Source organism: Streptomyces sp. NPDC004610, assembly GCF_040609715.1.
GTDB lineage: Bacteria > Actinomycetota > Actinomycetes > Streptomycetales > Streptomycetaceae > Streptomyces.
In genome coordinates this window covers 22063-41109 of sequence record NZ_JBEXLA010000006.1, presented here as the reverse complement: position 1 = coordinate 41109, position 19047 = coordinate 22063, and the positions used below count along the sequence as shown (strand labels likewise).

Sequence of the window (19047 nt, the reverse complement as noted above, 5' to 3'; positions counted from 1 at the left end):
GGCACCGGTGGATCCAGTGCCCCCTGCGCCGCTTGGGCCGTGTCATCCGGTGAACACGGCGACGGTCCTCGGCGGTACCGAGAACGTGCCGTTCTCCCGGTCGTACGCGGCCCTCTTGACCACCGGGTCCGTGCCGGACGCCTGGACGGGGTGGAGGCGGTGGTCCTGCCCGGCGAGGGCGGGGACGCGCTGCTCCTGGGTGTCGGGGGTGGCGTTGAAGACGACCACCAGATCACCGAGGCGCATGGTGATCACGCCGGGCGTCTCGTCCGTGCCGGACAGCGGGAAGGAGAGCTTCTGCTGGACGGCGGTGGCGGTGCCGAGGGAGAAGTCCGCCTCGGTGGTGCGGATGCGCAGCAGGTCCTGGTAGGCGGCGGAGGCCGAGGTGATCTGCTCGCAGCCCACGCCGACCGAGGTCAGCAGCGGCTTGGCGTAGGGCCACTTGGGCTGGTTGTCGGCGGCGGGCGGCAGGCCCCGGCCGAAGCCGTTGCCGTCGGCGCAGTTCCAGTGGATGGCGTTGAACCAGTCGCCGCTGTCGTAGGAGTTGCGGTCCAGGGACTTGGAGCGGAGCAGGTCGGTGCCCGCCTGGGAGAGGGCCGGGCCCTGGGAGAGGGTGGCCGTGGCCATGGCGAGGACCTGCATCCGGGACCGGTCGTCGGCGCTCACCGAGGCGGGGAGCTTGAAGGCGAGGGCGTCGAAGAGGGTCTCGTTGTCATGGGCGTCGGCGTAGGCGAGGGCGTCGCCGGGGGCCGCCGCGTATCCGGCGGGCGCCCCGTTGTAGTCGACCTCCGAGCCCTTGACGTCCTTGCCCGCCGTGTCGGTGAAGCGGTACCCGGCGAGGTTGCCGGACAGGCCGACCTTGATGAGGTCCTGGTAGTGCAGCAGGCGGGCCTTCTGCTCGGCGGGGGTGCCGTTGTCGGCGGCCGGGTTGGGCTCGGTGTAGAGGCCGGAGGCGAAGCCCTGGACGCCGGGGTCCTCGTCGAAGGGGCCGCCGCCGCGCACCGCGTCGCGGGCCCGGTCGGAGAAGGTGGCGATGCCGGTACCGGCCATGTTCTTCTGGGTGGCCTGCTCGAAGCGGGCGTCGTCGGCGATCTCGCCGAAGTTCCAGCCCTCGCCGTACAGGATGATCTTCTTGCCGTCGACGCCGTCCTTGGCGAGGGTCAGGCCGTCCAGGGCCTTGCGGACGGCGAGCATATTGGCCTTGGGGTGGTGACCCATGAGGTCGAAGCGGAAGCCGTCGACCTTGTACTCCCGGGCCCAGGTGACCACCGAGTCCACGACCAGCTTGCCCATCATGGCGTTCTCGGGCGCGGTGTTGGCGCAGCAGGTGCTGTTGGCGACGGAGCCGTCCGCCAGGAGCCGCTGGTAGTAGCCGGGGACGATCCGGTCCAGGACGGAGGTCTTGGCCTGGCCGGAGGCGGCGGTGTGGTTGTAGACGACGTCCATGACGACCCCGAGGCCGTCCTCGTTCAACGCTTTCACCATCTCGCGGAACTGGACCGTGCGGGCGGTGCCGTCGGGGTCGGTGGCGTAGGAGCCCTCGGGGACCGTGTAGTGGTACGGGTCGTACCCCCAGTTGTAGGCGTCCTTGGCGGCGATCTCGCTCACGCACTCCTGCTGCCGCTCGGAGTCGGCGGGCAGGGCGGCGAGATCGCAGCCCACGGTGGCCTGGTCCTCGCGGCGCTCGGGGATGGTCGCGATGTCGAAGGCGGGCAGCAGATGGACGTAGGAGGTGCCTGCCTCGGCGAGCTTCTTGAGGTGCTTGGAGCCGTCGCTGTCCTTGTCGGTGAAGGCGCGGTAGGTGCCGGGGTGGTCGGCGGTGCGGTCGGCGACGGAGAAGTCGCGGATGTGGAGTTCCTGGATCTGGGCGTCCTTGAGGGGGACGGCCGCGGGCTTCTTCAGGGTGGTCCAGCCGCGCGGCTGGAGGGAGCGGTCCCCCAGGTCGACGACGAGGCTGCGCTCGGAGTCGGCGGTCAGGGCGAGCGAGTAGGGGTCGGTGACCTTGTTGGTGACGACCTGGCGGACGCTGGGCGCCCAGACCTGGACGACGTACCGGTAGGGCTTGTTCTTCCAGGAGGGTGAGCCGGTGACGGACCAGACGCCGGTGGTGTCGTCGCGGCGCATGGGGTGGGTCCGGCCGTCCAGTTCGAGGGCGACGGACTGGGCGGTCGGGGCCCAGACGGCGAGGCTGGGGCGGCCATGGCGGAAGACCGGGCCGAGGCTGGCCCCGGTGGCGTTGTAGAGGTCGTCCAGGACGCCGGCGAGCTGGACGCCGGTGGCGGCGAGGGCGGCGCCGGAGGCGTTGCGCTGGGCGGCGACGACCTGACCGCGCAGGGCCTCGCGGATACGGTGGTTGTCGCGGTCGCGGGGGTCGACGGACCAGGCGGTGGAGTCCTTGAGGTGCGGGAACTCGGCCTTCTGGGCGTCGGTGAGGGCGCTCTTCCTCAGCCGCAGCACCTTGGTGTCGGTGCCGGTGAGGACCCCTCCCTCGGCCTTGATGGAGCCGGTGCGGGAGGTGAGGAGCTGGGTGGAGGCGGCGGTGTCGGCGGCGTTCCAGACGACGGTGTCCCGGTCGATCCAGAGGGCCTTGGATGTGGTGAGGTCGAGGGCGGCGGCGGACCCGGCGGCCTGCGGCAGCAGATACTTCTCCTGCCCGTTGAGCATCCACACCTCATGCCCGTTGGCGGTCAGATCGAGCGCCTGGTCGTTCGGCAGATCCTTCTCGTCGCCCCGGTGGAGGATGTAGCTGAGGCTGGTGGCGCCCTCGGCGAGCGGCACCTCGTAGACGGCCCCGTAGGAGTCCATGCGGACCGGCATCAGGGGCCGGGCCCAGTCGGTGGGCTGGGCGGCGCCGGACCAGACGTGCAGCCCCCAGCCGTCGTAGTTGCCATCCGCGCGGTTGTAGTGGAAGACGGCCTTGGTCTTGTCCTGGGCGGGGTACTCGGGCCGCTCGGTGACGACCTCCGGCTTGCCCTGCTCGATCCAGATCTCCCCGGTCTCACTCACATCGATGGAACGATCGACAGAGACGTCCTTGTTTCCGTCCTTGTCGATGACCAGGAATCCCACATTGGTCGCGCCGGGCTTGAGCTTGATGTAGGCGAAGGCGCCGTACGCGTCACGGCCGGTGAAGGGGTGGCTGTCGGGCCAGGTGGTGGACTCGCCGTCGGCGAGATCGCCCCAGGCGTAGACGCCCCAGTCCTGGTAGTTCCCGTCGGGCCGCTTGTAGTGGACGATCGCGTAGTCGCGGGAGGTGGCGGTCGGGGGGTTCACCACGGGCGGGGTGCCGGTGGTGGAGGCGGCGGTGGCGCTCGCGGTCCGGCCGGAGGCGTCGACCACGACGGCCTTGTAGCGCAGGGCGGTACCGGGGCGGGTGTCCTTGGGGACGGTGTGGGTGACCTTGTAGGGGGCGTGGTCGGCGGTGCCGAGGGTCTGCCACTTGCCGTTGCCGGTCTGCGCGGCGAAGACGACCCGGTTGAGGCCGCCGCCGGAGACATCGGCGGTCAGCTCCACGGTGCCGGTGGCGCCGGGGGCGGGGGCCTTGAGGGTGACGGAGGGCGCGGCGGCGGGGGCGGCGGGCCTGCCGCTCGCCTTGAGGACGACGGACGCCCCGGCCGGGACGGTGACGGTCAGGCGGCCGTCCCCGGTCGAGGTGGCGGAGGCGGTGGTCCCGTACAGCCCCTTGTACGTCATGGTCCGGGACCCGACCGGGAAGGTCACGGTCTTCGGCTCGTCGGCGTTGTTGAAGCCGACGACGTACTCGGTGCCGGACTTGGCGTCGGTGCGGGAGGCGGCGTAGACGCCGGGGCCGTCGGCGGCGAAGCGCTCGGTCTGGATGCCGTCGGCGAGGGCGGGGTGCGCCTTGCGGAGGGCGGCGAGTTCGCCGATCTGCCGGTAGAGCGGGGCCCTGGTGTCGTAGGAGTCGGTGGCGTGGGTGCGGTCGGTGCCGAGGAGGTCGTCGTCCAGGTAGTCCTGGACCTGGGAGGCGAAGAGGGTCTGGCGGGCGTCCTTGTCACCGCCGTTGCCGGTGAAGCCCTGTTCGTCGCCGTAGTAGATGACCGGGTTGCCGCGGTTGAGGAACATCAGCTCATTGGTGAGCCTGGCCTTCTGGAGGAGTTCGGCGTCGGTGGCGCCGGGGTCGTCCTGCTTGAGGAAGGTGCCCATCCGGCCCATGTCGTGGTTGCCGAGGAAGGTGACGGACTCGTACGCGTTGGCTATGCCGGTCGTGTACTTGTAGTCGTCGCCGAAGACCGAGGCGAGGCTCTGGGCGCTGCCGCCCTGGGAGGCGTAGACGCGGGCCGCGTCCTGGAAGGGGAAGTCGAGGGTGGAGTCGAGCTTGCCCTCGGTGACATAGGGGGCCGTGATGGAGGTGTCGGCGGAGTAGACCTCGCCGAACATGAAGAAGTCGTCCCGGCCCTGCTTGGCCGCGTAGGCGTCCAGGGAGGTGGCCCACTGGGTCCAGAACTCCATGTTGACGTGCTTCACGGTGTCGATCCGGAAGCCGTCGATGTCGAAGTCCTTGACCCAGCGCTGGTAGATCTTCTCCATGCCCTTGACGACCTCGGGCCGCTCGGTCCACAGATCGTCCAGGCCGACGAAGTCGCCGTAGGTGGCGGACTCTCCGGCCCAGGTGGAGTCACCCCGGTTGTGGTACATGGTGGGGTCGTTGAGCCAGGAGGGAATCTTGAGGTTCTTCTTGGCGGCGGGGACGGTGGGGGTGCGGGGGAAGGAGTCGTTGTCGACGGCGGGGAACTTCTTCTTACCGTCCGCGTAATCGGCGTCGTCGAAGGGCCGGCCGTCCTTGGTGAGGTACGGGAACGCGCCCTTGGAGAGGTAGTTGTAGGACTTCTCCTCGTAGTCGACCACGTCGGCGGTGTGGTTGGTGATGACGTCGAAGAAGACCTTCATGCCCTTGTCGTGGGCCTTGTCGATCAGGGTCTCCAGGTCCTTGTTGGTCCCGAAGTGCGGGTCGACCTGGGTGAAGTCGGTGATCCAGTAGCCGTGGTACCCGGCGGAGGCGTCGGCGCCGACGCCCTGCACGGGCTGGTTCTTGAAGATGGGCGCCATCCAGATGGCGGTGGTGCCCATGCCCTTGATGTAGTCCAGCTTCTGGGTGAGGCCCTTGAGGTCGCCGCCCTGGTAGAAGCCCTTGTCGGTGGGGTCGTAGCCGGTGGCCAGCCGGGTGCCGGTCAGTCCGCCGCGGTCATTGCCCTTGTCGCCGTTGGCGAACCGGTCCGGGAGCACGAAGTAGAACTGCTCGCGGGTGAGGTCGTGGCGGGTGGGTTCGGCGGCGAGTTTCTTGTCGGACGGGGGTGGGGGCGGGCTGTCCGCCCGTGCCGCGAGCGGGGTGAGGAGGGTGGCGGCGAGGGCGGTGACGGCGACCGCGGCGGTGCGTCTCCCGCCGGGGGTGGTGCGGCGCGTGCGGGGCGCCGGGCCTCTCGTTCTCACGGGCGTGGACTCCTTGCGCTTCCTTGCGGCTACGGCGGGCGGCTCTGGGGCGCCTTGGGGCGCCTCGGGGGGCACCTTGGGGCGCTTGCTGGCCGGCCTGTCCGGCGGGGCGCGGCTGCGGTGCCGGGCGTTCGCGTGACCGTATCTGTGAAGAAAGGGTTGCTGCAAGACTTCTGCAAGGAGGGGAAAGAAGTTTCAGAGGGAGGTGCGGGTGGGGGCGTTGGCTGTCGTCCTGGGGAAGGGGGCGGGCAAGGCCCGGTCAGTCGCCGTCAGTTACCGCAGACGCCACACGGTTCACTTCCGGTGCGGGCGATGATGTTGCCGTCGTCGTCCGTGAGGTAGACATCGGCCCGCGATCCACTACAGCCGGGGGTCGGGCACGGGACGTTTTGCCGGACTTCTGGCATAGCTGACCTCCCTTGTCTGATGTCCTCCGCAGAGTCGGCACCGCTGCCGACTCAGCCGGATCAAGCGCCCCTTGGCGTTGTACGTGTACTCGTCGGCCACCGAGCCGCGACAGCCTGCGGTACCGCAGGCTGCGGCACCCGAGAGGATCACCTGGTGCCGGGAGTGGGTCGTGCCGTAGTTGCACTCCAGGCAGGGGAAGGGGTGGATCCCCTCATCGTTGACGAGATACGCGATTGCCTCCGGATGATGGCAATTGGGGCAGATGGCGGCCATGAACGCCACGTCTCCTCGGTAAGTTGGCTGGTGATGAGGTGTCCAACGACCGGTCCGGCACTTCGTCACAGCACACCTTCGCCGCGTAAGGCGTGCCCCAGGGCCTCCTGGGCGGGGGCCTTCGGCGGCGGTACGAGGATTCCCCGCAGCCGGACCCACACGCGCTTTCCGCCGCTCACCGGCTCGCAGCCCCAGGCAACGGAGACCTCAGCGATGAGGTGAAGGCCACGACCGGTGCAACTCTCCCAGTCCGACTCCTGGAGTGCGGGGCGTCGGGAGCACCGGTCGGCGCAGACGACAAGGATCTCGCGATCCCGGACCGCCACCGTGAGGACGCACCGGCCGCCCGCGTGCCGGATGACGTTCGCGAGCAGCTCCGACACGACCAGTTCGGCGTCGTCCGCGTCGTAGCCCCAACCGCTGATCCGCCGACGGGCGTCGCGACGGACGCGTGTCACGCGCTGGGGGTTCAGAGAACCGAGATTCCAGCGGGCGCTGGGGGGCGGCTCGACCGTTCCCGTGTGCATCCGACCTCCTTGACGGCGAGGCGTCCGCCCATGCAAACACCTGTGCCACGCAACCGAGTTGGACCGTGCACCAAGTCCTTCTCCAATAGAGTGCACGACCATGAGGAGTGACTGCAACTCAACCGGTTGCAACGTTGCAGATTTCCGAGAGGCGGACCAACGGTCTTGCCGAAGGGTGGCGTTGGAGGACCTGGCTTCCGGCACACTGGCCACGTACATCGCCAGTGGTGGAGGAGTGAACGTGGCAGCGCATCCGCGCCCGACAGTGCGGCGACGCAAACTCGGTTCTGAACTGAGGCGGCTCCGCGAGGCCGCCAAGGTCGGCATGGACGATGCCGGGGCGGCGATCGACGGCGACAAGACGAAGATCTCCCGCATAGAGAACGGGCGCCAGGGCATCAGGCCCCTGGAGATCAAGGAGCTGTGCAAGCTCTATTCCGTGGCGGACGAGCGAGTGGTCACCGCGTTGCTCACCCTGGCACGGGAGAGCAGGAAGAAGAGCTGGTGGCAGCAGTACAGCGACGTCCTCAGCCCCGACTTCCAGCAGCGCCTCGCCCTGGAGACCGACGCGGTACGGATCTACGCGTTCCACACCATGGTGATACCGGGACTCCTACAGACGCGGGAGTACGCCGAGGCCGTCATCCGCGGCTCCGGCCGCCACACTCCCGACCTGGAGATTGAAACCAGCGTCAACTTCCGTATGGAGCGGCAGGCCATCTTCGACCGCCCCGAGGCGCCTCAGTACGTCTGCGTGCTCGATGAAGCCGTGCTTCACCGCGAGGTCGGCAGTCCTCGGGTCATGTCCCAGCAACTGCGACACCTCGTTGACGCGGCCGGTCGGCCGGGAGTGGGCGTGCAGATCGTCCCCTACTCGCAGGGTCCCTACGCCGGTTTCGAGGGACCGTTCACGATCTACAGCTATCCCGATCCGATGGAGCTGGATGTAGTAGGTCTTGAATATCTCGAAGGAGCGCTCTACTTGGAGGAAGGCAGCCCTGTTGAGGCTTACCGGAGGTCCTTTGACCACATCCGGGCTGCCGCTCTATCGTCACGGCAATCCATGGAGCTGATCTCCAGGATCGCGCGAGACCATGACGCCAAGTAGTGAGGCATGACCGATGATGCGCCACGACCTTCCTGTCAGCCTGTGGAGCAAGTCGAGCTACAGCGGTGACACCCATGACCAGTGCCTGGAGACCCAGCCCACCTGGGACGGCCTCATCGCCGTCGGTGACTCCAAGGACCGGGGGCTCGGCGCGTTCACCTTCCCGTCGACCGCCTGGGGGATCTTCATAGAGAGCGTCAAGAATGACGTTGCCTGAGAAGGCACACCGAAGTAACTGATGGGGGGTCCTCCGGGCTCCCCATCGTCGTTCTCGCTGTTGGCCGAACAGTGGCTCATGACAGCCTCCGTCCGCCTGGGGAACGATGGAGATTCCGACCAATCGACACGGGGAGCGGAACGGATGTCACCTCAGAGCGACCTCAGCACCGCCGTGTTCACCAAGAGCACCTATTCCGGTGGCGGCAACAACTGCGTAGAAGTCGCCGCCGTCCCCGGGATCACTGCCTACCGTGACTCGAAGGACCGCACCCGGGGATTCGTCCCGGCGTCCGCCGACGCCTTCGGCGTGTTCGTGCAGGCCCTCAAGACCGGCCATCTCGGATGATTCGCACCGACCTCCCGCCCCACGGCTGGACGAAGAGCAGCTACAGCGAGGGAGGCAACGCCCAGTGCGTGGAGACCCTCCCCCTCGCCGACCACTCCACCGCCGTCCGTGACAGCAAGGCCCCCATCCTCGGCGCCTTCGTGTTCCCCAGCGCCTCCTGGGCCGCCTTTGTCGACGGAGTCAAGCGCGACCTCATCTAGCCAAAGCATTCGCCACCGCACCGCAGCAACCCAAGGGGAGCCCGCCAGGGCTCCCCTTCCTCGATTCCGGCGTTGGCCGGACAAGGCCCACGACCGCCTTCGCCCACCTGGGGACGAGCGAGATCCCGGCCGGCCGGTCCGGAGAACGGACCCCGACCGTCCGGCCACCGACGACCGCCGCTGCCCCCAACTCGCACCGCAAATACCACAATTGACGATGCGTCACCCGTCCTCGATCTTCACCCTCCACCCTTCCCTGCGCACGCCCCGTGCGCCATAGTGGTGCGCCCAGGGGAGCCAGAATTTAGGGGGATATTTCATGGTCGATCAGGCATACGTGCAAACCGGCGACACGACCGAACCTGCGCTCAGTGACATCAGATCGCGGATCTCGACGGCGGTGGACGGGACGACAGCCACCACCGCCATCGGCCGCCTCAGCTGTTGGCTCCAGATGCCGACCGATTCCAAGTTCACGAAGATGATGGACAACAACTGCAGGGTGCGCGCCGAAACGGTCGGCGGTCTGCTGAGCCCCGGGACCGGGGGCCTGCTCAAGCCCAGCGACCTCTCGGTGGCCTTCAACGTCTCCGGCAAGTGGACCGCCATCGACAAGGCCCTGAAGGCCGACCGAGCCGTGTACGTCTACGGTTCGACCGGACACGTGGGCGGAGCCAAGAGCAGGTTCCTCAACGACCTCGGCACCGGATTCCATGTGATCGTCTTCCTGGCCGTCGGGCAGGAGACCGGCAAAGGCACCTACTACCTGGGCTTCGACCCGGACGTCAGCGCCACGAAGGAGTCCCGGGACACCTGGGAGACCTTGGTCTTCGGCGGGACCAAGACCGAGACGGAGCCGAAGGACTTCACCGCCACGAAGAGCCTGGAGATCATCAAGGCGATGATGCTCGGCAGCACGGACACCGGCTTCGGCCCGCTGATCCGCAAGTACTACATCGACACGACCAAGGCTTTCCCCGCGGTCGTTCATGCCTGACCACACCCGGCGGTGAACCGCCATCACCGCGGATGGGCCGTCCGGATGGACGGCCCATCTTGGTGCCGTGGCGAGGGCCGCACCGGGTGACCTGACATCTAATCCACCCGCACCACATACTTCCCCCGCACCCCACCCCCCTCCAGCGCCCGGTGCGCCGCCCCCGTCTCCGCCAGGGGGAACACCCTGTCCACGGCCGGACGCAACCGCCCCTCCCCCGCCTCCCGGGCCACCGCGTCGAAGAGCGCCCGCCCGGGGTTCCCGCTGAAGAACCGGATCCGGCCCCGGCCGTGAACGGCGCTGGAGGCCACCGTGCCGAGCCAGGCGGCGAGGTGGTGGGCGTCGAGGGCGACGGTGACCATCCGCCCCCCGGGTGCCAGCAGCCGCCGGTACCTCCGCAGATCCGTCCCGACCGTGTCCAGGACGACATCGAACCGGCCCAGCTCCGTCGCGGACACCGTCCGGTGGTCGACGGCATGATCCGCGCCCAGCCCGCGCACGAAGTCGAGATTGGCACCCCGCGCCAGCGCGGTGACCTCCGCGCCGTACCCCTTGCCGAGCTGGACCGCCGCGTTGCCGACGCCGCCCGCCGCGCCCCGGACGAGCAGGCGTTCGCCGGGGCGCAATACGGCCTTGTCGCGCAGGGCGGTGACGGCCGTGGTGCCCGTCGCGGGCAGCGCTGCGGCGGCGACGAGGTCGAGGCCGTCCGGGACCCGGCCGAGCCGCTCCGCCGCTACGGTCACATACTCGGCCGCGCTGCCGAAGGAGCCCCGGGGCAGCCCGCCCCACACCCGGTCGCCGGGCCCGACCCCGGTCGTGCCGGGTCCCAGCGCGGCGACCTCGCCGGTGAAGTCCAGCCCGGTGCGCTGCGGGAAGCTGCGGCCGGTGAGGAGGCGGGCTCCGCCGGAGCGGGCCAGCAGCTCACCCCCGTTGACGCTGAACGCGCGGACCCGGACGAGCACCTCGCCGGGCGCGGGCTCCGGGCACGGCACCCGGCCCACGTACAGCACCTCGGGGCCGCCGAAGCGGTCGAAGAGCACGGCTTTCATGGTGCGGGGAGTGTCGGCGTTCATCGTTCTGTTCTCACCTTCGGCGGGGAGGAGGGGGCGGCGGAAGGCCGAGCGTAGGGTGGGAAATGGACGAGATCGTCCGGTTGAGCCGGAGGTGAGAGACAGTGGTGGTGGATTCCTCTCGGATCGCGGGTTCTTCGCGGATCGCGGGTTCTTCGCGGATCGCAGGTTCTTCGCGGATCGCGGGTTCCTCTCGGATCGCGGGTTCTTCGCGGGCCTCGGGTGCGCGCGGGTTGCGGGCGGACGCCGAGCGCAATCGGCAGCGCATCCTCTCCGCCGCCCGCGCGGTCTTCGCCGAGCACGGCATCGACGCCCCCATGGCGACCGTCGCCCGGCGGGCGGGGGTCGGCGTGGCCACCCTGTACCGGCGCTTCCCCACCCGGGACGACCTGGTGCGGGCCGCGTTCGCGCAGCAGATGGACGCCTGCGCGGGAGCCCTCACCGACGCGCTCGCCGACCCCGACCCCTGGCGCGGCTTCCGGCATCTGTTCGAGACGGTCTGCGCCCTGCAACGGGAGGAACGGGGGTTCCCGGCCGCGTTCGCCGCCGCCTTCCCTGCCTCCTCCCGCGAGCACGCCGGGGTGCGGGAGCGGGCCGAGCGGGATCTGCTGACGCTGGTGCGCCGGGCACAGGGCGCGGGCGCGCTACGCGCCGACTTCCACCCCTCCGACCTGACCGTCGCCCTGGTGTCGCACTGCGGTCTGGTCGGCGCGCTCCCCGGCGACCACGCCGCCTCCCGCCGCCTGGTCGCCTATCTGCTCCAGTCGTTCCGCGCCGAGACGGCCCGCGAGCCGCTCCCGGCGCCGAGCACGCTGAACCTGCGGAGCTTCCCGCGCCCAACACCCTGAGCCTCCGGAGTTTCCCCCGCCAAGCACCCTGAGCCTCCGGAGCTTCCCGCGCCCAGCACCCTGAACCTCCGGAGCCTCCACGCACCCCTCAGGTCAGGTCCAGCCGCATCAGCACCCGGGGATGGCCGGACAGTACGGACGTCGTGTCCGCGGCGTGGGTGAAGCCCGCGCGTTCGAAGTTCTTGCGCAGGCCGGGGTAGGCCATCGTCAGGTCGACCTTGGCGTCCCCGTTGTCGAGGGGGTACGCCTCGATCGCCGGGGCGCCCCGCTCCCGGGCGAAGGCCACCGCGCCCTCGATGAGGTGATGGGAGATACCCCGCCCCCGGTTGCCGGGGCGGACCCGGATGCACCACAGCGACCACACCGGCAGCTCATCGACATGCGGGATCTTGCGGTTGCGGGCGAAGGTGGTGGAGGAGCGGGGCGCCACCGCCGCCCAGCCGACCGGCTCGTCACCGTCGTACGCGATCACGCCCGGCGGCGGGTCCTCGCGGCACAGTTCGGCCATGTACTCGCCCCGGGCCGGGCCCTTCAGTTCCTGGTTGAGCTTGGAGGGGATCCGGTAGCTCAGGCACCAGCAGACCGTGGCGGTCGGCGACTTCGGGCCGACGACCGCTCGGACGTCCTCGAAGACCGTGGCGGGGCGGACATGGATGGCGGGTGGAGGTGTCGTGCGGGTCATGGGTGCACGATGTCACGGCGGCCCGCCCGACACCCCCCACCGTGCACCTGATCAGCAGGTGTTCTTCCCCGCGTGGATCGCCAGCGCGGTGTTGGAGCCCAGGGTCGCCGTGAGCTGGCCGGAGCCGTTCACCGTCACCGTCGTGTTGTTCTGGACGTTGCAGTACGTCCCGGCCGGCAGTGAGGTCTGGTACGTGCGGGTCAGGGCGCCGGATTCGTGGTTGAGGGCGACGAAGCCCCGGTTGCCCCGGCCGAAGGCTATGGCGTCCGCCCCGTTGTCCCACCAGTTGGTGACCGCCTGGCCCCGGGTGGCGTTGCGGAAGGCGACCATGCGCTCGATCTCGGGCCAGGCGTGCTGGCACTTCCAGCCGTTCTGCCAGCAGGCGTTGACCTGGCCGTTGTTCGGCGGCCCGGCGTCATGGTCGGAGAACTCGTACCCGGAGTTGATGTCGGGCGCCCCGTAGGGCCAGGCCAGCATGAAGACGTTCGCCAGGGTGTAGTTCGCGTTGTCCTTGTAGCTGAGGGTGGAGCCGTTGCGCTCGGTGTCGTGGTTGTCGACGAAGACCCCGGCGGTCCCGCTGCCGAGGTAGCCCCAGCCCTCGCCGTAGTTGCGGAGATAGGCGAGGTTCTCGTTGTTGAAAACCCGCTTGAGGTCGTAGGCGTAGCGGAACTCCTGGACGTCCCCGGTGCCGGTGTACTCGCCGGGCTGGACGGCCTCCCCGGCGCCGTAGATGACCTCCTGCTTCCAGTAGGCGGCGGGGTTGGTGAGCCGGGACTTGATGTTCGCGAGGTCGGCGGCGGGCATGTGCTTGGCGGCGTCGATACGGAAGCCGTCCACGCCGAGGGAGAGCAGGTCGTTGAGGTAGCGGGCGATCGCGCCTCGGACGTACTCCTCGCCGGTGTCGAGGTCGGCGAGGCCGACCAGCTCGCACTGCTGGACGTTCCAGCGGTCCTGGTAGTTGGTGATCTGGGCGGTGCAGTTGTCGAAGTCGTAGGAGGAGTACAGGCCGGGGTAGGTGTACTTGCTGTAGGTCGAGCCTCCGGTGCCGGTGCCGCTGCCCGCCGACATGTGGTTGATGACGCTGTCGACCACCACCTTCACCCCGGCCGCGTGGCAGGTGTTCACCATGTTCTGGAAGGCGGTGCGGTCGCCGAGCCGTCCGGCGATCTTGTAGCTGACCGGCTGGTACGAGGTCCACCACTGGGCGCCCTGGATGTGCTCGGCGGGCGGGGAGACCTGGACATAGCCGTAGCCTGCCGGGCCGAGGCGACTGGTGCACTCGCGGGCGACGGAGGCGAAGTTCCACTCGAAGAGGACGGCGGTGACGTCCTTGGTGCCGGGCGGGGCGGCCTGGGCGGTGCCGGTGGGGGTGAGGAGTGCTCCGGCGGCGGCTAGCGCGATGGCGAGTGCGCCTCCGGAAACGATTCTGCTGGCCATGTGGGGGTCCTTCACCGTTGAAGGGGGTTTCTGCAAGTCGTCACAAAGACTTGCAGTGGCCAGATAGTAGAGGCCCGCTGTCCAAAAGGGCAGCGGGCCGACGGAAGTTGGGACGAGGAGTTCTACGACCTGATTGCTACGACCTGATTTCTACGGCTTACTCGGTCGGTGTTCCGAACCACACCGTCGTGTCGCCCGGCACCTTCGTCTCGCCGTCCGCCTCGCTCACCTCATCGCTGGTCAGCAGCAGCGGGCCGTACGCCGGGACGGTCACCGACTCGGTGGTGGTGTTGGCGACGCAGACGAAGCCGCCGCGCCGGAACGCGAGCACCCCCTCGGGCGACCGCAGCCACTCCACCGCCTCCCCGGCGCCGAGATCCCGGTCGGCGCGGCGCAGCGCCAGCGCCGAGCGGTACAGCTCCAGGGTCGAACCCGGGACGCCGGTCTGCGCCTCGATGCTCAGCTCGCCCCAGCCCTCCGGCTGCGGCAGCCAGCTGCCCCCGCCGCCGAAGCCGTACGCCGGGCCGGTGCGGGTCCAGGGGATCGGCACCCGGCAGCCGTCCCGGAAGCCGTCCTGGCCCTCGCCCCGGAAGTACGCCGGGTCCTGGCGCACGTCGTCGGGCAGGTCGACCACGTCCGGCAGACCGAGTTCCTCGCCCTGGTAGACATAGGCCGAGCCGGGCAGGGCCAGCATCAGGAGGCTGGCGGCGCGGGCGCGTCTGAGGCCGAGGGCGCGGTCACCGGCGGTGCGGATCTGGGTGCCGAGGCCGGGCGGGTTGGCGAAGCGGGTGGCGTGCCGGGTGACATCGTGGTTGGAGAGCACCCAGGTGGCGGGGGCGCCGACCGGGCGCATCGCCTCCAGGGTCGCGTCGATGACCGACCGCAGCTCCCCGGCGTCCCAGGCGGTGCTGAGGTACTGGAAGTTGAACGCCTGGTGAAGTTCGTCGGGACGGACGTAGTTCGCGGTGCGCTCGACGGTCGGGGTCCAGGCTTCGGCGACGAAGATGCGCTCCCCGGCGTACTCGTCGAGGATCGTCCGCCACTGGCGGTAGATGGCGTGGACACCGTCCTGATCGAAGAACGGCATGACATCGTTGCCCAGCAGCTTCAGCTGATCATGGGATCCCAGGTCGGGGAGCCCTTCCGCCTTCACCAGGCCGTGGGCGACATCGATCCGGAAGCCGTCGACGCCCATGTCCAGCCAGAAGCGCAGGATCGAGCGGAACTCGTCGCCGACGGCCGGGTGGTCCCAGTTGAAGTCGGGCTGCTCGGGGGCGAAGAGGTGGAGGTACCACTCGCCGTCCTCGACCCTGGTCCAGGCCGGGCCGCCGAAGATGGACTCCCAGTCGTTGGGCGGCAGTTCGCCGTTCTCGCCCTTTCCGGGGCGGAAGTGGTAGCGGTCGCGCAGGGGGGAGCCGGGGCCGTCGGCGAGGGCGCGCTTGAACCACTCGTGCTGGTCGGAGGAGTGGTTGGGCACCAGGTCGACGATGATGCGCAGGCCGTGCCCGTGGGCGTCCCGGATCAGGGCGTCGGCGTCCAGCAGGGTGCCGAACATCGGGTCGACGGCCCGGTAGTCGGCCACGTCGTACCCGGCGTCGGCCTGCGGCGAGGAGTAGAAGGGGCTGAGCCACACCGCGTCCACGCCGAGGTCGCGCAGATACGGCAGTCGGGACCGTACGCCTTCCAGATCGCCCATGCCGTCGCCGTTGCTGTCGGCGAAGCTGCGCGGGTAGACCTGGTAGATCACCGCGTCCCGCCACCAGTCCCGGTGCCGGGTGGCGGTGGCCAGGGCGGTGTGCGGCGCTGAGGAGTGCTGGGGGGTCATGGCGTCCTTGTGTGACGTGGATTCTTGGGAATGGGCGCGGAGGGGGCGGCGCTGCCTCACCCCTTGGTCCCGCCGGCGGTGAGCCCGGTGACCAGGTTCTTCTGCACGAGGTAGAAGAACGCGGAGACCGGTATCGCGACGAGCACCGCCGTCGCCGCCATCAGATTCCGCTGGGCGTCGTGCTCGCTGACGAAGCTCTGGAGCCCGACCGCGAGCGTGTACTTCTCGTCGTCCAGCAGGAAGGTGGTGGCGAAGGCGACCTCGCCGAACGCCGTGATGAAGCTGTAGAACGCGGCGACGGCCAGACCCGGCCGGGCCAGCGGCAGGATCAGCCGCAGGAACGTGCCGAACGGCGAGAGTCCGTCGACCCGGCCCGCCTCGTCGATCTCGAAGGGGATGGTGTCGAAGTACCCCTTCATCAGCCAGGCGCAGTACGGCACGGCGGTCGAGCAGTACACCAGGATGAGGCCGAAGTAGGTGTCGATGAGCTGGAGTTCGCTGAGGAGCTGATACATCGGGACCATGAGGACGGCGACCGGGAACATCTGGGTCACCAGCAGTACCCACATGAATTTCTTGTACCCGGGGAACCGCATCCGCGACACCGCGTATCCGGTGGTCGCCGCGATCATCACGCCGATGACCGTGGTGCCCAGCGAGACGATCAGCGAGCTTTTCAGCCAGTCGAAGAAGTTCGTCTCGGTCAGGACATGGGTGTAGTTGGCCAGCGTCATCTTGGCCCAGATGCCACCGGGACGGAGATAGTCGTCCTTGTCCGGGCCGAGGGAGAGGAACACCAGCCAGGCGACCGGGAACACCGCGATCAGGCTGGCCACGGTGAGGATGCCGTGGGAGGCGAGGCGGGCGAGCGGGCCGGACTCGCCGCGGCGGCGGGAGGGGCGGCGGCTGCCGGGGTCCTCGGTGGGGGGCGCGGGGCGCGGGGCGGTCGTCGTGGTGGTCATGGGGGCTCCCGCCTCAGATCGCGAGCTGCTGGTCATTGCGGTTCAGCCAGCGGCGGTAGAAGGAGGTGAAGACGATCAGAATGGCCAGCAGGATGATCCCGTAGGCGGCGGACTGCGCGAAGTCGCGCGGCTGCTGTCCGAAACCGAGCTGGTAGGCCCAGGTGACGAGGATCTGCGCGTCGGGCGCGGTGTTGCCGAAGAGCAGGAAGATCACCGCGAACTGGTTGAAGGTCCAGATCACACCGAGGAGCACCACGGTGGAGCTGACCGAGCGCAGTCCGGGCACGGTGACGTACCAGAACCGCTGCCAGGCGCCCGCGCCGTCCATCTCGGCCGCCTCGTACAGGGTGTTGTCGATGGACTGGAGGCCGCCGAGGAGCGAGACCATCATGAACGGGACACCGCACCAGGTGTTGACCATGATCGCGGCGAACCGCTGCCAGAAGGTGTCCTCCAGCCAGGCGGGGCTGGGCAGTCCGAGGCCGTCGAGCGCGGTGTTGATGATGCCGGCGTCGGCCAGCATGAAGCGCCAGCCGAAAACGGTGACGAAGGTGGGCACGGCCCAGGGCAGCACCAGCAGCAGCCGGTAGAGGGTCCGGCCGCGCAGCTTCTGGTTGAGCATCAGGGCGAGGCCGAGACCGATGCTGTAGTGCAGGAAGACACAGGCCGCCGTCCAGAAGACGGTCCACACGAAGTGGGACCAGAAGCGGTCGTAGGCGGTCTCGCCCCAGAGGATGTCGGCGTAGTTGTCGAGTCCGATGAACTGGTAGGTCGCCGCGATCTCGTTGACGCCGATGGTGCGGGCCGTGTTGAGGCTGTTGGCGTCGGTGAGGGTGAGATAGAAACCGTAGGCCAGCGGATACAGCACGATGGTGCCGAGCACGACGACCACCGGGGCGATCATCGCGTAGGCGTACCAGTACTTCTGGAAGCTGCGCCGCAGGCGTCCGTCCGGTCGTGGGCGGCGGGGCCCGCGGTCACCGAGCCGCTTACCGGTGGCTCGGTCGATGGCGACTGTCATGGTTCGACACCTTCTGAAAGCTCGAAGAGCCGGTAGCTCATGGGGGTGGGGCCCGTCCGGCCCCGCCGTGCGGCGGCGGGGCCGGGGTGCGGCGCACAGACGGGTGGCCGCCGGATCTCGCCCCTGGCGGGGGAGGTGGTGGAGCGAGATCCGGCGGCCACCCGGGCTTTACTTGGTGAAGTCCGGGACCAGCTTCTCGATGGCGGTCTCGGCGCTGCTCAGCCCCTCGTCCAGGGACTTCTTGTCACCGGCGATGGCGAGCAGTTCCTCGTCCAGCGGACCCCACAGGGAGCTGTACTCGGGCAGGGCCGGGCGCGGCTGGGCGGCGGCCAGGACACCCTGGTAGCCGGCGATCCCGGGGTCGGCCTTGACCTGGTCGGTGTAGGCGTCGTCGCGGGTCGGCAGGGTGGAGTTCTTCAGGGCGATGGTCTCCTGCGCCTTGGCCGAGGTCATGAAGTTGACGAACTTCAGGGCCGCTTCCTGGCGGGAGGCGTCGGAGCCCGCGTAGACGGAGAGGTTGTGGCCGCCGGTCGGGGCGCCCGCCTCGCCGGAGGAACCGGCCGGGACGGTGGCGATGCCGAGGTTGTTCTTGTCGGCGAACGCGGAGCCCTTGTAGAAGTTGGTGATCTCCCAGGGGCCCTGGATGATCGAGGCGACCTCGCCGTTGACGAACGCGTCCTGGATGGCGCCGTACGCCTCGGCGGTGGTGTTGGCCTTGCGCAGGCCCTCACCGTCGAAGAGGCTCTTCCAGGTCTCGTAGCCCTTCTTGGCCTCGGGCGAGGTGACCGTGATCTTCTTGGCGGTGGCGTCGACGGTGTCGGTGCCCTCGCCGTACAGGAAGGACTGGGCGTAGTAGGCGGAGGTGGAGCCCCAGTAGCCGTCGACGCCGGTCTCTTCCTTGATGGTGGCGGCGGCCGTCTTCAGCTCGTCCCAGGTGGTGGGGGGCTGGACTCCGGCGTCCGCGAACAGCTTCTTGTTGTAGACGAGGGCCAGGGTGTCCGTGGTGAAGGGGACGCCGTAGACCTTGTCCTCGTAGGTGGCCTGCTCGATCAGGCTGGGCTGGAACTTCGCCTGGTCGGCGAGGGCCTCGGTGCCGTCCAGCGGCAGGAAGAAGCCCTTCTTGGCGAAGGCGGGGGTCCAGCCGACCTCGGAGCGCAGCACATCGGGGGCACCCTTGGAACCGGCGGCGGTGTCGAACTTGTTCTGCGCCTGGTCGAAGGGGACGTTGACGTACTTGACCTTGATGTCCTCGTTGGCGGCCTCGAACTCCTTGACCAGTTCCTGGTAGGTCGGCGCCTCGTTGGTGGCGTTCGAGGTGTCCCACCAGGTGATGGTGACCGGGCCGTCCGCCGAGTCACCGCTGTCGCCGCTGTCGCTCCCGCCGCAGGCCGTCGCCGCGAGGGCGAGGGAGGCCGCCAGCGCGGTGGCCGCTATGCCACGCCGCATGAGTTCTCCTTGAGGGTGAAAGCCCGAGTGCTACAGAGGCGGTCCCGTCCACCGCTCCTGTCGACTTGCCGACCGCGTCGTTGCTGCCGCCGTCGGGCGTCGTGAACGTAACAGTGATGTAAGCGTTGCGAAAGACCTTGCAGAAAAAAAGTGCAAGACGGCACGGAAGTTATCCCCGTGTGACCGTGTGTTGCCCACGACGAGACCATGAGGAGGCTACGAGGAGACCC

16 protein-coding genes are annotated in these 19047 nt (G+C 69.0%); 6 read left to right on the top strand and 10 right to left on the bottom strand.

Going from position 1 to position 19047, the window contains the following annotated elements; all coding sequences use genetic code 11:
* Positions 1-42: 42 nt before the first annotated feature.
* Positions 43-5448 carry a pullulanase-type alpha-1,6-glucosidase gene (gene pulA, locus ABZX40_RS08195; protein WP_355747765.1) on the bottom strand — a complete coding sequence of 1802 codons (5406 nt, stop codon included), beginning with the start codon at positions 5446-5448 and terminating at the stop codon, positions 43-45.
* A 746-nt stretch (positions 5449-6194) separates the two neighbouring features.
* Positions 6195-6656 carry an ATP-binding protein gene (locus ABZX40_RS08190; RefSeq protein ID WP_355747763.1) on the bottom strand — a complete coding sequence of 154 codons (462 nt, stop codon included), beginning with the start codon at positions 6654-6656 and terminating at the stop codon, positions 6195-6197.
* Positions 6657-6897: 241 nt separating this feature from the next.
* On the opposite strand from ABZX40_RS08190, the gene ABZX40_RS08185 reads away from it, so the two are divergent.
* The 4 genes from ABZX40_RS08185 to ABZX40_RS08170 all read left to right on the top strand — a co-directional run bounded on the left by ABZX40_RS08185 (position 6898) and on the right by ABZX40_RS08170 (position 8529).
* A complete protein-coding gene (locus tag ABZX40_RS08185; RefSeq protein ID WP_355747760.1) occupies positions 6898-7764 on the top strand; it encodes a helix-turn-helix transcriptional regulator in 867 nt (288 codons plus the stop codon).
* 13 nt (positions 7765-7777) lie between these two features.
* On the top strand, positions 7778-7981 hold the full coding sequence (locus tag ABZX40_RS08180) for a DUF397 domain-containing protein (RefSeq protein ID WP_355747757.1): 204 nt from the start codon (positions 7778-7780) through the stop codon (positions 7979-7981).
* A gap of 144 nt (positions 7982-8125) precedes the next feature.
* Entirely contained in the window at positions 8126-8329 is a 204-nt protein-coding gene (locus ABZX40_RS08175) for a DUF397 domain-containing protein (RefSeq protein WP_355747754.1), read from the top strand.
* Positions 8326-8529, top strand: coding sequence for a DUF397 domain-containing protein (locus ABZX40_RS08170; RefSeq protein ID WP_355747752.1), 204 nt, complete (start codon positions 8326-8328; stop codon positions 8527-8529). The genes ABZX40_RS08175 and ABZX40_RS08170 overlap by 4 nt, the downstream gene beginning before the upstream one ends.
* A gap of 327 nt (positions 8530-8856) precedes the next feature.
* Here the strand turns inward: ABZX40_RS08170 and ABZX40_RS08165 are convergent, their stop codons facing one another.
* On the bottom strand, positions 8857-9021 hold the full coding sequence (locus ABZX40_RS08165; RefSeq protein ID WP_355747749.1) for a hypothetical protein: 165 nt from the start codon (positions 9019-9021) through the stop codon (positions 8857-8859).
* A 10-nt stretch (positions 9022-9031) separates the two neighbouring features.
* On the opposite strand from ABZX40_RS08165, the gene ABZX40_RS08160 reads away from it, so the two are divergent.
* A complete protein-coding gene (locus tag ABZX40_RS08160; RefSeq protein ID WP_355747746.1) occupies positions 9032-9526 on the top strand; it encodes a hypothetical protein in 495 nt (164 codons plus the stop codon).
* A gap of 98 nt (positions 9527-9624) precedes the next feature.
* Here ABZX40_RS08160 and ABZX40_RS08155 read toward each other — a convergent pair whose 3' ends face one another.
* Positions 9625-10599, bottom strand: coding sequence for an NAD(P)-dependent alcohol dehydrogenase (locus tag ABZX40_RS08155; RefSeq protein WP_355747744.1), 975 nt, complete (start codon positions 10597-10599; stop codon positions 9625-9627).
* 230 nt (positions 10600-10829) lie between these two features.
* Between ABZX40_RS08155 and ABZX40_RS08150 the strand changes: the two genes are divergently transcribed.
* Positions 10830-11444: a helix-turn-helix domain-containing protein gene (locus ABZX40_RS08150; protein WP_355747742.1), complete on the top strand. Its 615-nt coding sequence runs from the start codon at positions 10830-10832 to the stop codon at positions 11442-11444.
* 88 nt (positions 11445-11532) lie between these two features.
* Here the strand turns inward: ABZX40_RS08150 and ABZX40_RS08145 are convergent, their stop codons facing one another.
* From ABZX40_RS08145 to ABZX40_RS08120, 6 genes are all read right to left on the bottom strand, one after another.
* Positions 11533-12126, bottom strand: a complete 594-nt coding sequence (locus ABZX40_RS08145) for a GNAT family N-acetyltransferase (protein WP_355747740.1) — start codon at positions 12124-12126, stop codon at positions 11533-11535.
* A 51-nt stretch (positions 12127-12177) separates the two neighbouring features.
* Positions 12178-13563 (bottom strand): alpha-amylase family protein, encoded by a 1386-nt coding sequence (locus ABZX40_RS08140; RefSeq protein ID WP_355747737.1) that lies wholly within the window; start codon positions 13561-13563, stop codon positions 12178-12180.
* Positions 13564-13720: 157 nt separating this feature from the next.
* Complete coding sequence (locus tag ABZX40_RS08135; protein WP_355747734.1) at positions 13721-15388, bottom strand: glycoside hydrolase family 13 protein; 1668 nt, start codon at positions 15386-15388, stop codon at positions 13721-13723.
* A 56-nt stretch (positions 15389-15444) separates the two neighbouring features.
* Positions 15445-16350 carry an ABC transporter permease subunit gene (locus ABZX40_RS08130; protein ID WP_355747732.1) on the bottom strand — a complete coding sequence of 302 codons (906 nt, stop codon included), beginning with the start codon at positions 16348-16350 and terminating at the stop codon, positions 15445-15447.
* Between the two features lie 13 nt (positions 16351-16363).
* On the bottom strand, positions 16364-17371 hold the full coding sequence (locus tag ABZX40_RS08125; RefSeq protein ID WP_355747729.1) for a sugar ABC transporter permease: 1008 nt from the start codon (positions 17369-17371) through the stop codon (positions 16364-16366).
* Positions 17372-17539: 168 nt separating this feature from the next.
* Entirely contained in the window at positions 17540-18817 is a 1278-nt protein-coding gene (locus tag ABZX40_RS08120) for an extracellular solute-binding protein (RefSeq protein WP_355747726.1), read from the bottom strand.
* Positions 18818-19047 lie beyond the last annotated feature (230 nt).

What these genes read in the sequence shown, in the direction of transcription:
- ABZX40_RS08140 (WP_355747737.1), bottom strand. Translation starts at nt 13,563, where the DNA reads ATGGCCAGCAGAATCGTTTCCGGAGGCGCACTCGCCATCGCGCTAGCC.
- ABZX40_RS08180 (WP_355747757.1), top strand. Translation starts at nt 7,778, where the DNA reads ATGATGCGCCACGACCTTCCTGTCAGCCTGTGGAGCAAGTCGAGCTAC.
- ABZX40_RS08130 (WP_355747732.1), bottom strand. Translation starts at nt 16,350, where the DNA reads ATGACCACCACGACGACCGCCCCGCGCCCCGCGCCCCCCACCGAGGAC.
- ABZX40_RS08125 (WP_355747729.1), bottom strand. Translation starts at nt 17,371, where the DNA reads ATGACAGTCGCCATCGACCGAGCCACCGGTAAGCGGCTCGGTGACCGC.
- ABZX40_RS08135 (WP_355747734.1), bottom strand. Translation starts at nt 15,388, where the DNA reads ATGACCCCCCAGCACTCCTCAGCGCCGCACACCGCCCTGGCCACCGCC.
- ABZX40_RS08170 (WP_355747752.1), top strand. Translation starts at nt 8,326, where the DNA reads ATGATTCGCACCGACCTCCCGCCCCACGGCTGGACGAAGAGCAGCTAC.
- ABZX40_RS08145 (WP_355747740.1), bottom strand. Translation starts at nt 12,126, where the DNA reads ATGACCCGCACGACACCTCCACCCGCCATCCATGTCCGCCCCGCCACG.
- ABZX40_RS08155 (WP_355747744.1), bottom strand. Translation starts at nt 10,599, where the DNA reads ATGAACGCCGACACTCCCCGCACCATGAAAGCCGTGCTCTTCGACCGC.
- ABZX40_RS08190 (WP_355747763.1), bottom strand. Translation starts at nt 6,656, where the DNA reads ATGCACACGGGAACGGTCGAGCCGCCCCCCAGCGCCCGCTGGAATCTC.
- ABZX40_RS08120 (WP_355747726.1), bottom strand. Translation starts at nt 18,817, where the DNA reads ATGCGGCGTGGCATAGCGGCCACCGCGCTGGCGGCCTCCCTCGCCCTC.
- ABZX40_RS08175 (WP_355747754.1), top strand. Translation starts at nt 8,126, where the DNA reads ATGTCACCTCAGAGCGACCTCAGCACCGCCGTGTTCACCAAGAGCACC.